The 13142-nt window shown below is 58.3% G+C and carries 11 protein-coding genes and 1 pseudogene; 3 read left to right on the top strand and 9 right to left on the bottom strand.

Going from position 1 to position 13142, the window contains the following annotated elements:
• Positions 1–326: 326 nt before the first annotated feature.
• A protein-coding gene (locus tag ABLX76_RS14465; RefSeq protein WP_348874720.1) for an IS3 family transposase occupies positions 327–1425 on the bottom strand; the annotation gives its coding sequence in 2 pieces (ribosomal slippage) (positions 327–1173 and positions 1172–1425; 1101 coding nt in all).
• Positions 1426–1499: 74 nt separating this feature from the next.
• Here ABLX76_RS14465 and ABLX76_RS14460 point away from each other — a divergent pair.
• Positions 1500–1601 (top strand): annotated as a pseudogene (locus ABLX76_RS14460) (HNH endonuclease); the annotation flags it as partial.
• Between the two features lie 82 nt (positions 1602–1683).
• Here ABLX76_RS14460 and ABLX76_RS14455 read toward each other — a convergent pair.
• Both ABLX76_RS14455 and ABLX76_RS14450 read right to left on the bottom strand, forming a co-directional pair.
• Entirely contained in the window at positions 1684–3363 is a 1680-nt protein-coding gene (locus ABLX76_RS14455; protein WP_348874719.1) for a glycoside hydrolase family 43 protein, read from the bottom strand.
• Positions 3364–3421: 58 nt separating this feature from the next.
• Positions 3422–4861, bottom strand: coding sequence for an MFS transporter (locus tag ABLX76_RS14450; RefSeq protein WP_072199169.1), 1440 nt, complete (start codon positions 4859–4861; stop codon positions 3422–3424).
• A 428-nt stretch (positions 4862–5289) separates the two neighbouring features.
• On the opposite strand from ABLX76_RS14450, the gene xylA reads away from it, so the two are divergent.
• Positions 5290–6609: a xylose isomerase gene (xylA, locus tag ABLX76_RS14445; RefSeq protein WP_348874718.1), complete on the top strand. Its 1320-nt coding sequence runs from the start codon at positions 5290–5292 to the stop codon at positions 6607–6609.
• A gap of 330 nt (positions 6610–6939) precedes the next feature.
• Complete coding sequence (locus ABLX76_RS14440) at positions 6940–8322, top strand: carbohydrate porin (protein ID WP_048296553.1); 1383 nt, start codon at positions 6940–6942, stop codon at positions 8320–8322.
• Between the two features lie 372 nt (positions 8323–8694).
• On the opposite strand, the gene ABLX76_RS14435 is transcribed toward ABLX76_RS14440, so the two are convergent.
• The 6 genes from ABLX76_RS14435 to ABLX76_RS14410 are packed head-to-tail and all read right to left on the bottom strand — an operon-like array spanning position 8695 to position 13141.
• Entirely contained in the window at positions 8695–9654 is a 960-nt protein-coding gene (locus ABLX76_RS14435) for a DUF523 and DUF1722 domain-containing protein (protein WP_101978658.1), read from the bottom strand.
• Positions 9651–10202 (bottom strand): DUF3833 domain-containing protein, encoded by a 552-nt coding sequence (locus tag ABLX76_RS14430; protein WP_065884082.1) that lies wholly within the window; start codon positions 10200–10202, stop codon positions 9651–9653. The genes ABLX76_RS14435 and ABLX76_RS14430 overlap by 4 nt, the downstream gene beginning before the upstream one ends.
• Positions 10199–10723, bottom strand: coding sequence for a hypothetical protein (locus ABLX76_RS14425; protein WP_101993193.1), 525 nt, complete (start codon positions 10721–10723; stop codon positions 10199–10201). The genes ABLX76_RS14430 and ABLX76_RS14425 overlap by 4 nt, the downstream gene beginning before the upstream one ends.
• On the bottom strand, positions 10720–11205 hold the full coding sequence (locus ABLX76_RS14420) for a DUF2878 domain-containing protein (RefSeq protein WP_023291806.1): 486 nt from the start codon (positions 11203–11205) through the stop codon (positions 10720–10722). Before ABLX76_RS14420 ends, ABLX76_RS14425 begins: the two co-directional genes overlap by 4 nt.
• Positions 11202–12422, bottom strand: coding sequence for a cyclopropane-fatty-acyl-phospholipid synthase family protein (locus ABLX76_RS14415; protein ID WP_032454723.1), 1221 nt, complete (start codon positions 12420–12422; stop codon positions 11202–11204). Before ABLX76_RS14415 ends, ABLX76_RS14420 begins: the two co-directional genes overlap by 4 nt.
• Positions 12419–13141 carry a DUF1365 domain-containing protein gene (locus ABLX76_RS14410; RefSeq protein WP_004888758.1) on the bottom strand — a complete coding sequence of 241 codons (723 nt, stop codon included), beginning with the start codon at positions 13139–13141 and terminating at the stop codon, positions 12419–12421. Before ABLX76_RS14410 ends, ABLX76_RS14415 begins: the two co-directional genes overlap by 4 nt.
• Between the last annotated feature and the right edge of the window lies 1 nt (position 13142).

Genomic DNA, 13142 nt, shown 5'->3' with positions numbered 1-13142 from the left:
CCATAGTGGTCCGTATAGTATTTAACGCAACTCTTTGTCTTCGTACACTGGCAATGAGTCAATAGCAGCAATTTTCTTTAGTTGAGCTAAATAATCTGGATTATTATCTACCAACCAATTTAATACAGAATAATTAGAAAGTAGTTTTTTATGTGTCCAATAATCACGGCTAACTTTAAATTATTTGTTCCATATATATTCTCGAGTTGTTTAGTCTCTATTTCCATAGCAGCCATTTCTCGTTCCATTCTGGCAAAATTTTTTGCTATGTCTTGTTGCTTTAGTTTCGAATCTTGACCCTGGCCCAAAATCAGTACAGTGCTAAATCAGAGATCTTCGTCTTTCCGGAGACTTCGGATGAATTCAGCCGGAGTCATGTCATTTAATGATGAATGCGTTCTTTCATGATTATATTCCCTGCGCCAGTTGTCGAGTTTGTCCTGCGCATCTTCCAGCGAGAGAAACCAGTGAATGTTCAGGCATTCATCCCGCAGACTGCCGTTAAATGATTCAATAAACGGGTTATTCGTTGGTTTTCCGGGGCGGGAGAAGTCCATTGTGACCCCGTGCTCATACGCCCATTTATCCAGACTTTTCGAAATAAACTCGCTGCCGTTATCTGTCTGAATACGTACCGGCAGGCGCTTGCCCAGCACCCGCAACCTTTCCATCACACCGACCACATCCTCACCTTTCAGCGACTTTCCGGCATGGATCGCCACACACTCCCGACTAAAATTATCCACTACAGTCAGCGCCCGGAAACGTCGTCCGTTAAACAGGTTATCCGACACGAAATCCATACTCCAGCACTGATCTACTCCGGTCAGGACCGGACGTTGCTGACGATGTGCTGCACTGACATGCCTGCGGGGGCGCTTTCTGCGCAGGTTGATGCCTTCCAGACAGTAAATCCGGTGTGTTTTCTTGTGGTTAACAGGCCAGCCTTCCCGCCGCAGCTGAATATGAATACGCGGGCAACCGTAGCGGATCCGGGTTTCCGCTATTTCCCGGATACGCAGGGTTATCGCCCGATCATCCCGTCGGCTCTGCCAGTGGTAAACGGTTCTGCTCTGCATCAGCAGTCCGCATCCCCGTCGGACACTGATACGGTAAGCCTGCCGCAGAAAATGCACCGCCTGACGCTTCTGAGCCGGCCTCAGAACTTTTTTTGATAACTTCCTGCAGCATCTCCTTGTCCAGACTTAAATCGGCCACCAGACGTTTCAGACGCTGATTCTCTTCCTCAAGCTGGCGCAGGCGGCGCAGCTCTGTCACGCCCATGCCGCCAAACTTTTTCTTCCAGTTGTAAAATGTGGCTTCAGAAATGCCCATCTTTCTGCAGACTTCCTCCACCCGAGTGCCGGTTTCGGCCTGTTTCAGCGCAAATGCTATCTGTTCTTCGGTATAGCGGGTCTTTTTCATGGCGATGTGCCTCTCTGTGAGATGGAAGAAAGACCGGAGACTTCAGTTTAGCCTGGCACTGTTTTCAGGGAGGAGATCTGATCCCGGTATGTCCCAACTGCCATGCGATGCTGCACCGGCGAGATCCGCCGTTTACTCCCGAAGAGTTGAAGGCCCGGCTGTGCCCTGCAGACTGACATCCTACAGCGCTCGCTTTCATTACATCAAACACACCACAAACCTCACGCTACCTCACCGGTAGCGTGGGCCCGCTCTCCCTTACTTATCCCGCGTCTCGCCAGCCTCCCAGCTGTAGCTGCCATCGGCCGCTAACCTATCGCCCAGTTCCTGATACTCGAACTGATAAAACTCAGCCTGGGTGCCGTACCCGGCGTAGTCTACCGCCGCCAGGCCGACGAACGCCCCGGTAAAGAACCCGCCATAGCTCTGCAACACATAGTCATCGGACAGCACTGCGGCATCCAGCTGGACCGGGATCTCGGTGAAGGTCACGCCATCGAAGCTGTATTCATAGCTGTAGGTCTGCTTGCGGACTTTGGTCCGGAACCAGACGTATTCCACGCCGTCCGGCACCTTGATGGCGTTATCTTTCAGGTACGATGTGTATTTCCCGCGGTTATTTTCGCCGACTTCGATGACCTTGCCGTTAATTTCATTCCAGGTCAGGAAGACAAAGCTCCAGTGGCGGTCGTTATAGTAATTCGTTAACCCGGCCATCTGCTGATAGCTGAAGGGCTCGAATTTCACCTTCACCGCGGCGTCAAAATAGAAGGCCTGCCAGCGGCGGGCAATCAGCGACAGGTCATGGGTATTGGCTAACGAACCCTGGCCGATTAAGGTTAATTTGCCGTTGCCGGTGGTGCCCATTTTGGCCGTAAACGGCACCCGCAGGGTATTCCAGTTCGGATCGAGCGCTGGCGACGTAAAGTCATCCTGCTGGCTATTATCGCTGGCGCTTTCGGTGAAGATGGCGTCTTTCGGCCCTTCGACGAAGGTTTTCCCGCCGTGACCGCCTTCAATACGCGGCCAGCCCTCATCGTCCCAGTACACTTTCTGGATCGAGGTTTCCCGGCCGAGGGTTGACCAGCCGCGCGGGTCGTAGATGGATTCCCCCGGGCGATTCCACGGCCGGGCGCAGAGCGAGGCGTAATACCATTCGCCTTCCGGAGTGGAGACCAGCGCGCCATGGCCCTGTTTCTGGATGTAGCTGTCCGGGGTGTCGACGTTGGTTAAGAACACGTCGCCCGGCTCGGTTTCGAAGCTGTCGGCCTCGAGGGTTGTCGACCGCGCCACCACCTCCTGGTGGGTAAACACGGTGCCGCCCTGGGCGGCAAACAGATAGTAATAACCGTTCAGTTTATAGAGGTGCGGCCCCTCGACCAGCGCCACGGCGGTGCCGCGGTAGATGGTGCGCGCGGTTTCCGGCATTAACTTCAGCGTGTTGGTATCCAGCTCCGTTAAGGTAATGCCATCGAAGGGGTGATGGTACTCCCGGTGATCCCAGGTTTGCTGGACGATATATTTCCGGCCATCGTCGTCATGGAACAGCGAGGCGTCAAACCCGACGCCGTTCAGCTTGATCGGGTCGCTCCACGGCCCCCGAATATCCTTCGCGGTGGTCAGGTAGTTGGTCATGTCTTTGAAGGCGCCTTCGGTGACCTTCACATCGGTATACACCAACCAGAATTGCCCGTCGGCCCAGGAGAGCGCCGGCGCCCAAATGCCGCCGGAGGAGGGGTTGCCCTTCATGTCCAGCAGGGTGGTGGTGGAGAGCGGCGAAGGCAGCAGGTTCCAGTTTTTCAGGTCTTTCGACTCATGTAAACGCACGCCCGGGAACCACTCAAACGTCGAGTTGGCAATATAGTACGTATCCTCGACGCGAATAATACTGGGGTCGGCATTAAAGCCGCGTAATATCGGGTTTTGAATAAGTGACATTTCATTACACCTTTTAAAATGGAAAGTGACGAATCGGTCTGATTTATAATTTTTTTAACTACACGCGGATCTCATCCAGCTGACGGTTGATGTCGGTAACATGTTTATCGGAGATCGGATAAACTTGGATAATCACCATCGAAATAGCGGCCAGCGCGATCGGGATCCACACCGCGGTCATAATGATCCCGTCGATGGCGCTGGCGCTCTGCACGGCGCCGCTTTCATTAAATCCATACACCGCCAGCAGCCACAGCGGGATCGCGCCGCCGATGGTGAAGCCGATCTTGAAGAAGAGTCCCATAATGGCATTGATAATGGCGGCATTGCGTTTGCCAGATTTTAATTCGCCGTACGCGATGACTTCCGGTACCAGCGCCCACATAAAGCCGGTGGCGGAAGTTAAGCCCCACTGTTTAATAAAGGTGGCGATGTAGGCCAGCCACAGCGCGTCGTGCATCCCTTCGCGGGACCAGACGTAGGTCAGCAGTTCGCCGACGATGAACATGGCGAGGAACAGATGGAAGAAGCCTTTTTTACCAAAGATTTTTTTCAGTTTCGGCCAGAAAATCGGGAAGGCGATGCCGGGAATAGACGCGACGAGACCCACCGCGCCCATCCATTCGGAGTGGCCGACGACGTACTGGTTGAAGAAGCCGTTAACGGTGTTCATGAAGAACATGAAGGTAAAGGCCAGCATAAAGAACATACCCAGAATAACCAGCGGGCGGTTATGTCGGAGCTCGTGGAAAAGGTCGGTGGTTTTGACGTTGGCGGTCTGCTCGGCGGTCGCGACAACGCGTTCTTTGGTGAATTTATAACAGATAAACAGAGCCACCGCGCCGATGATCATATAGATGGCGTACACGCCAAACCAGGCGTAATTTGCCGACGGATCGGCATAATTCCCCAGATTCAGCTCAAGGCCAAAAAAGCCGGTGTCTTTCAGGCTGCGATCTTTCGGCGCCGCCATCTGCACAAACATCGGGAACAGGGTATAGACCAGCAGGTTGGCGCTGTTGGCCAGCATCATGCGGGTACTGGTGAGCTTATCGATCGATTCCGGGTCGCGGGTCAGCGACGCATTCAGCGAGCCATAGGGAATATTGACTAAGGAATAAACCAGGTCCAGCGCCAGATAAATAATAAAGGCGAAAGCCACCGAACCTTTCACTCCGGGGATGGGCGCGAACAGTAATGCCGACAGGATCACCAGCGGCACGCCGGCTCGTAACAGCCACGGACGATATTTCCCTGCTTTCGAGGTTCTTTTATCCACGTAGGTGCCGACCATCGGATCCCAAAACACATTAATGATGCGGACAAAAAGAAAAATAAAGCCTGCCGTTGCCGTGCTGATGGTATTTACCGTCAGCATATGCAAAGCCAGAAAACCCCCAATTGTGCCGAAAACCAGGTTTTGCGCAAAGTCGCCCATGCCATAACCAATTCGTTCTCCGCGGGTTAATTTATGATATTCATCATGCCGACTGTGCATTATGTTTTTACTCATTCTAAGCAGACTCCGGTTTGTTTTGTGTAGGTGAAACACTTTCTGACACAGTTGACATGGAAGAATCTATTACGTTTTTAAATTAATTAATTATGTTTTTTTACTTCTGTGATCCTCGAAGCAAAGGCCTGTATCACCTGCGTTGAGCCGCCATCCGCCGCTAATTTTTTTTGGCAGACAGGCAATGTGACAAAACCAGCATTTTAATTCGCTATGCCCACCTGAATTCCCCAGGAAGTGTACTCTATACGCGCGCGAAGCGAGATATTTAAAATAGTTTTATTTGCGAGATGGCTCACATTTGAGCATTTTCTCAATCGCTGAGTGAAATAACGTAATTGAGCAACCGACGATGAGAATACACGATGTGTCACAGTTGTTAATTTTCGACTTCCTCAATTTCGGAGTTCATCATGCAAACTTATTTTGACCAGCTCGAACGCGTTCTATTTGCCGGACCTAAAACCGATAATCCTCTGGCGTTTCGCCACTATAATCCGGATGAAATCGTGCTGGGAAAACGCATGGCAGATCATCTGCGTTTTGCCGCCTGTTATTGGCATAACTTCTGCTGGAATGGCGCGGATATGTTTGGCGCCGGCTCGTTTGAGCGTCCCTGGCAGGCCGCGGGCGATGCGCTGGAAATGGCCAAACGCAAAGCGGACGTGGCGTTTGAATTTTTCTACAAGCTCAACGTGCCGTATTACTGCTTCCACGATGTCGACGTCTCGCCAGAAGGCGCGTCGCTGAAAGAATATCTGCACAATTTCGCCGTGATGACCGAGGTGCTGGCGGAGAAACAGCAGCAAACCGGCGTGAAACTGCTGTGGGGCACCGCCAACTGCTTTACCCACCCGCGCTACGGCGCCGGGGCGGCGACCAACCCCGATCCGGAGGTGTTTGCCTGGGCGGCCACGCAGGTGGTGACCGCCATGAACGCCACCCACCAGCTCGGCGGCGAAAACTATGTTCTTTGGGGCGGTCGCGAAGGTTACGAGTCCCTGCTGAATACCGACCTGCGTCAGGAGCGCGAGCAGATTGGCCGCTTCCTGCAGATGGTGGTGGAGCACAAGCATAAGATTGGCTTTGGCGGCACGCTGCTTATCGAGCCGAAACCGCAGGAGCCCACCAAGCATCAGTACGATTACGATGTCGCGACGGTGTATGGCTTCCTGAAGCAGTTTGGTCTGGAAAATGAGATCAAGGTGAACATTGAAGCCAACCACGCCACCCTGGCGGGGCACTCTTTCCACCATGAAATCGCCAGCGCCATCGCGCTGGGGATCTTCGGCTCCGTTGATGCCAACCGCGGCGATGCGCAGCTCGGCTGGGATACCGATCAGTTCCCGAACAGCGTGGAAGAAAATACCCTGGTGATGTACGAGATCCTCAGAGCCGGGGGATTCACCACCGGCGGCCTGAACTTTGACGCCAAAGTTCGCCGGCAGAGCACCGACAAATACGACATGTTCTATGGCCATATTGGCGCCATGGACGTGATGGCGCTGTCTCTCAAGCTGGCCGCGCGGATGATTGAGGATGGCAAGCTCGATCGGGCTCTGGCAAAACGCTATGCCGGCTGGCAGGGCGAACTGGGGCAGCAAATTATGGCCGGCCGTATGTCGCTGGATAATATTGCCCGGTACGCTGAGCAGCATAATCTGAATCCGCAGCATCAGAGCGGGCGTCAGGAATTACTCGAAAATCTCGTCAATACCTATATCTTTGGTTAAATTTGGCTGACATGCCCCTGCGGGGGCATGTATTCCGCTGTCTGCCCGCTGCCGGGAAATAGCGTTTATTTGTTCGTGTTGTATTTATGCTGTCTGTGCCGAAAGGCTATCTGTTTGACTGTCTATAGAGGAACAATCCGCCGCGCGGATGGTTCTGCCATTGTGCCACCTGTTTAATATCAGTGAGGGAGGGCGAGTAGCGATAATTGTGTAATACCTCTGTGACCGTACAAAATAAAAAATAACTTGTTCTGATGATAGCGACATATTCTGTCAGCTCAGAATAGGCTGGTTATTGTCTGAATAAAATTAACCTATATTGAGAAACTCATGACAATGATAAAAAAACTTCCATTAACCATGGCGGTTATCGCCGCGTTTTTTCCGCTTACCTCTGTAATGGCGCAAGAATTTACTCAGGAACAGATCGACGCCATCGTCGCCAAAGCCGTTGATAAAGCGCTGGCCGACCGCCAGGCTAAAATAGACGCCGCGGCCGACAAAAAGGTCGACGTCATTACCAACCCGCAGACCACCGCCGCCTCGCCGGATATGGCCATTCCGTTCGGCCTCAAGTTCAGCGGCTATGCCCGCTATGGCGCCCACTTCCAGACCGGCGACCAGAAATATGTCGGCGTCGACGGCTCCTATAACGGCGCCTCGGCGATCGGCCGCCTGGGCAACGAAAGCAACGGTGGCGAATTCCAGATCAGCAAGGCCTTCAAAAGCGCGCAGGGGGCTATCTGGGATCTTAACGTGATGTTCGACCACTGGAGCGACGAGGTTAACCTGAAGAAGGCCTACGTCGGCGTCACCAACGTGCTGGAATCCAACCCCAACGCCTATATCTGGGCCGGCCGCGACTTCCACCAGCGTCCGCAACAGGGGATCAACGACTACTTCTGGATGAACCACGACGGCCAGGGCGCCGGGGTGAAGAACTTTGATATCGGCGGCGTGCAGTTCGACGTGGCGGCGGTGTCGCAGGTGAAATCCTGTAGCCCGGAAGTGATGGCCGACGAGACCAACCCGTCGCGTATCACCTGTACCGGCAGCTCCGACACCGGGGACAACGGCCACTACGCGCTGACCACCAAAACCCACAACATCAAGGCCGGGCCGATCGACGTCGAGGTGTACGCCAACTACGGCTTTGACTCGAAGGCAGTGGACAGCGACGCGCGTCTCGAAGCCTGGCAGGGCGGCCTGGTGCTGAGCCACACCAACGACAGCGGGGTGAACAAGGTGATCCTGCGCTACTCCGACAACTCGGATAACAGCGTCTACAACAAAACCGACGACCTGACCACGGTCTACGCCAGCTTCGAGGGCAGCCATAAGTTCACCCAGCAGGCGCAGGTGGAATATCTGCTGGCCTTCCACGACTATGACAACGGCAAAGATAATACCGACAACCGCAAAAACTACGGCGCCATCGTGCGGCCGATGTACTTCTGGAACGACGTGCACTCCACCTGGCTGGAAGCGGGCTACCAGCGCGTGGACTACGACCAGGGCGGGGATAACCACGGCTGGAAGCTGACGCTGTCGCAGAACATCGCCATCGGCATGGGGCCGGAGTTCCGTCCGATGCTGCGCTTCTACGTGACCGGCGGTCAGGTGGACAACGAGCATACCGCGAAGGTCAACGGCACCAAAGACCAGCAGCTGGATTCGCTGAACGTCGGCGGGATGTTTGAGGCGTGGTTCTGATGCGATAGCGTTGTCGAAGGAGCGTTCCCGGCTGGCGCTACGCTTAGCCGGGCTACGACTGAGGAGGCCTGCGGGATCCCCCCCAGGCCCGCGCAAGCGCAGCGCCGCCGGGCGGTCAGGCGCCGTACCGGCGGTAGTGCCGGATGGCGGCATAAATGCCTTATCCGGCCTACGTTTCTGAGGAGGCCTGCGGGATACCCCCCGTAGGCCCGGCAAGCGCAGCGCCGCCGGGCGGTCAGGTACCGTACCCGCGGTAGTGCCGGATGACGGCATAAATGCCTCATCCGGCCTACGTTCCTGAGGAGACCTGCGGGATACCCCCCCGTAGGCCCACGCAAGCGCAGCGCCGCCGGGCAGCTGGCCCAGGTTCCCTCAGTTCACCGTCAGGCGCAGGGCAAGATCCTGCGGGTAGGGGTCAAAATAGTTCTGCGCCTGCAGGTAGCGATCCGGATACTCGGCCAGATAGTGCTTAAGCAGCGTCAGCGGCGCGAGGATCGGCAGCAGCCCGGCGCGATAGTTGAGGATCACCTCCCGCAGCTCGCCGCGCTGGCGGCTGTTCAGCTGGTCGCGGAAATAACCCTGAATATGCATCAGCACGTTGGTGTGGTTTTTCCGCGAGGCGGGCCGCTTGAGGATCGCCATCAGCTTCTCGCGGTAGACCTCGAAGAAAGCCTCCAGATCTTCCCATTCATGCAGCGAGGCGACGAACGGGCCGATCTCGCGGTAGCCCGCCTGGTGGTGCGCCAGCAGCTGCAGCTTGTAGCGGCTATGAAAGGCCAGCAGGCCGTGGCGGGTCAGGCCGCGGGCGCGCAGGGCGTTGAGTTCATGCAGGGCGAAGACGCGCTCGACAAAATTCTCCCGCAGCAGCGGATCGTGCAGCCGGCCATCCTCTTCCACCGGCAGCCACGGGTAGCGCGCCATCAGGGCGCCGGTAAACAGTCCCACGCCTTCCTTACGCCCGCGATTGCCTTTTTCATCATACAGCCGCACGCGCTCCATCCCGCAGCTCGGCGATTTGGCGCAGACGATAAAGCCCGACAGCTCGCCCAGGGTTGCCAGATGGGCGTTGGCGAAATCGGCCATCTTCTCCGTCACATCCTCGTGCGGGGCGTGGCTGAAGCGCATGCGGATCTCCCCGACCGGGGTCTGCACCAGCCGGAGCGCTGGGCGGGGAACGGGCAGGCCGATCGCCATCTCCGGGCAGACGGGCTTAAACACCACCCACTGCGCGAGCTCATCCATCACAAAGCCCATACGCTTATGCCCGCCGTCGAATCGCACGGCTGAGCCGGTTAAACATCCGCTGATCCCAATGACAGGTTGCGTGTTCATGGCGCTGTCCTCTCTTCTGCTGTGGTTCGGGTAAAGAAAAGGGTCACGGTGGCCACCGTAATGCCGAATTTCTTCATCTCGGTTTTGTTAAACAAATGGCTGCCGTCCTGCAGGAACATCCAGTCGTCAAAGTGCAGCAGCCACCGGCTGCCGCTGGCCTCGACGTTCATGCTGTAGCGCCAGTGAAAGGCATTGCCTGCCGCCTGGCCGCTGGCCACGCCTTCGATATCCCCGGCGGTGCCCTGATAACGGTTATCGCCAGTGCGGCGAATGCGCCACACCCGCTGCTGTTTCTCGCCATCGTCATAGACAAAGCGCTCATGGAGCGTCAGGGTGTCGCCGACGACGTCGCCATCGATCGCTACATGGAAGCGGCGCAGCTGTTTGCCGCGGCGATCCTGCACCATCCCCCACGCCTCGGTTTGGCCCTGAAAATAGTGGAAGATGTCGAGGGCGGGCTGCTGCTGCCGGTACTCGGTGACCTCGGTGCTGCAGCCGGCGAGCATCAGCATCAGCAGCGCCAGGCCACGGGTCAGAATGCGTTTCATGGTGTACCTCCGATCAACTGCTGACGCAGTTCGGGATAAGTGGTGCGCGGATCGAGCCAGATGGCGAGAAAGCGGGTGCTGAACGCCGCCGACTGGCGCGGGCCGAGCGGGGTAAAGGCGGTCTGCGCGGCGCTGGCGCGGTACCAGAACTGCCCCTCGCCGCCGCTGACCACGAACGCCAGCTGGCTGCCCGGCGCGACGTCTGGCCAGATCCCCTGCAGCATGCGCAGCCAGGCTTCGCTGCGCGGCTCCTGCTGCAGAATGCCCTGCGCCTGCCACTGGTCGCGGGTGGCCTCCACCAGCGCCTCGCGATCGATGTCGCGCCGGTAGGTGATGATCAGCGCCCGATCCTGCTGCGGGCCGGCATACCGGCCATTGGGCGTGCGCAGCTGTGAGTGATAGACAGTGAACGGCCCCCAGGTGAGGGTCGCCTCGCCGACGCGGCGCCACGTCAGCCAGTCGGCGGCGTGGACCGCCGGGGCGAGGGCGCTCAGCCACAGCAGTAACAGGGCGAATCTCATTTTTGCCTCCCCATCCCCAGATGGAACAACAGCATGAGCACCAGCCAGCCGCAGGCCATGGCGGCCACGGCAAGCGCCGTCGGTACCAGCAGGGTCATGGCTCCGAGGCGAGCGCCGATCAGGTAGGCCACCGGGCCGCCGACGGTGGCCGCCGCGGCCAGCACCCAGCCGGGAAGCGTCGTGGTGCGGGTCAGCCGGGTCCAGACGACGGCGAACATCAGCCACAGGGCCACCATCCACAGGGGCAGCAGGCTGTCGCCGGGAAAATCAATCAGTCCCGCCAGCGCCCAGCAGGCGTCCAGCCCGCAGCCCGCCGCAGCCAACAGCAGAGCGGGCGGACGACTGGCCGCCGGCAACCGCAGCCAGGCGAACAGCGCCAGCGTCAGCCAGATCAGCAGGCCGCGCTCGCGCAACATCACCACCAGCGTCCAGTAAACATCGAACGCGAGGGCCATCAGCAGGTGCTGCGCCGGGCGTGTCATACCCGCTCCGCGGTGAGCTGCACCACGCTGATGGTGCGGGCGTTAAATCCGGCTTCGCAGTAGCCGAAGTAGTAGAGCCACATCCGGCGGAAGCGCTCATCAAAGCCGAGCTTTTCAATATCCTGCCAGGCGTGGGTAAAACGCTGCCGCCAGTGCGCCAGGGTGCGGGCATAGTCCGGGCCCATGTCGAACAGGTTGCGCACCACAAAATCGGTATGGCGGGTCATCAGCTCGCTCATTGCCGTGATGCTGGGCAAAAAGCCGCCCGGGAAGATGTAGCGCTGGATAAAATCGACGCTTTTGCTGTAGTCGCGATAGCGCTGATCCTGGATGGTGATCGCCTGCAGGGCCATTTTGCCGCCCGGGCGCAGGCGCGCCTGACAGGTGCGGAAAAAGGCCGGCAGGTAGCGCTGGCCCACCGCCTCAATCATCTCCACCGACACCAGTTTGTCGTACTCGCCGCGCAGATCGCGGTAGTCGCAGAGCAGCACCTCGACGCGATCCTGCAGCCCGGCGCGGGCCATGCGCTCGGTAGCCCAGCGGTGCTGCTCCCGGGAGAGGGTGGTGGTGGTGACCCGGCAGCCGTAATGGCGGGCGGCGTACTCGGCCAGCGCCCCCCAGCCGGTGCCAATCTCCAGCAGATGATCGCCGGGAGTGAGCGCCAGCTGGTCGCACAGGCGCGCCATCTTGGCCCGCTGGGCCTGGGTCAGATCCTGCTGGTCGTCGGCAAACAGCGCGCTGGAGTAGAGCAGGTCGTCATCCAGAAAGTGGGCATAAAATTCGTTGCCGAGGTCGTAATGGGCGGCGATGTTCTCCCGCGCCTGAGCGCGGGTGTTGCGGCGGGTCCAGTGGCGCAGGCGGGCGACGGGCTTGCCCAGCAGACGAAAGCCGCGCTCCAGACGCCCCAGCACCTCGCCGTTGCGCGCAAGGATCTGCAGCAGCGCCGTCAGCTGGTGGCTCTCCCAGTCGCCGTCCATCCAGGCCTCGGCCGCCGCCAGGCTGCCGCCGGTCAGCAGACGCCAGTACACCTCCGGCGTGCAGACCCGCGCCTCGGCGCGCAGCGCGGCGGCGGGGTCGCCAAAATGAAAAGTCTGCGCCCCTTCGCGCACGGTGAGCGAGCCTTCGCGGAGGCCGCTCAATAGACGAAAGAGCAGCCAGCGCGCGAGCCGCACGTTGCGCGGCACATCGGGTTCAAGCGCAAAGACGGGATCGGTCATGAGCGTTCACTCCTGCTGACAGGATGGTTGTACAGCGGCACGCGCTTCAGCCACAGCCGCAGCGCCTGCCAGTAGATGGCGAGGACGGTTTTCAGGGTCATCATCGGCAGACGCAGCAGCAGCCCGCGCAGGTTGGCGCGGGTTAACGGCACGCGGCTCAGGGCCAGCGTGGCGTCGAACACCTTGCTGGCCTGATGGTTTTCAATGTGCATGTGCAGCGTTTTGCCGGGCGCGTTGAAGCGCCAGTGATAGACCATGTCCATCGGGTTAAACGGCGAAACGTGAAAGGCTTTCTCCAGCGGGCGCGCCTGCTGGCCGTCCACCGCGTAGTAATGACGCTCATTCCACGGCGTGTTGCGCACTTCGGCCAGCACCCAGCGCAGGGTGTCGGCCTCGTCATAGCAGTAGTAAAAGTTGACCGGATTAAAATGGAAGCCGAAGTAGCGCAGCTGGGTCAGGAGCATCACGCGTCCCGCCGGGCGGCAGCCGGTCAGGCTCTCCAGCCGGTTCAGCGCCTGAGCCTTCAGCGGCGCGCCCAGCGGATAATCGGCGTCGTACCAGGCGGCGGCGGCCAGGCGGTTGCGGCGGATGCCCGCCTCAGGCAGCCTGTCCAGTTCGTCGAGGTCAAGCCAGGCCATAAACAGGCGGTAGACGAAGTGGTGCGCCTTCGGCTGCAGGCGACGGTGGCGCAGGACGCCCTGATAGAGGCAGCTGTTCATT

The sequence above is a fragment of the Klebsiella sp. JB_Kp004 genome, assembly GCF_040065795.1.
Lineage (GTDB): Bacteria > Pseudomonadota > Gammaproteobacteria > Enterobacterales > Enterobacteriaceae > Klebsiella > Klebsiella quasipneumoniae.
Note: the sequence above shows the minus strand (reverse complement) of the source record. Positions and strands in the feature narration are given on the sequence as shown.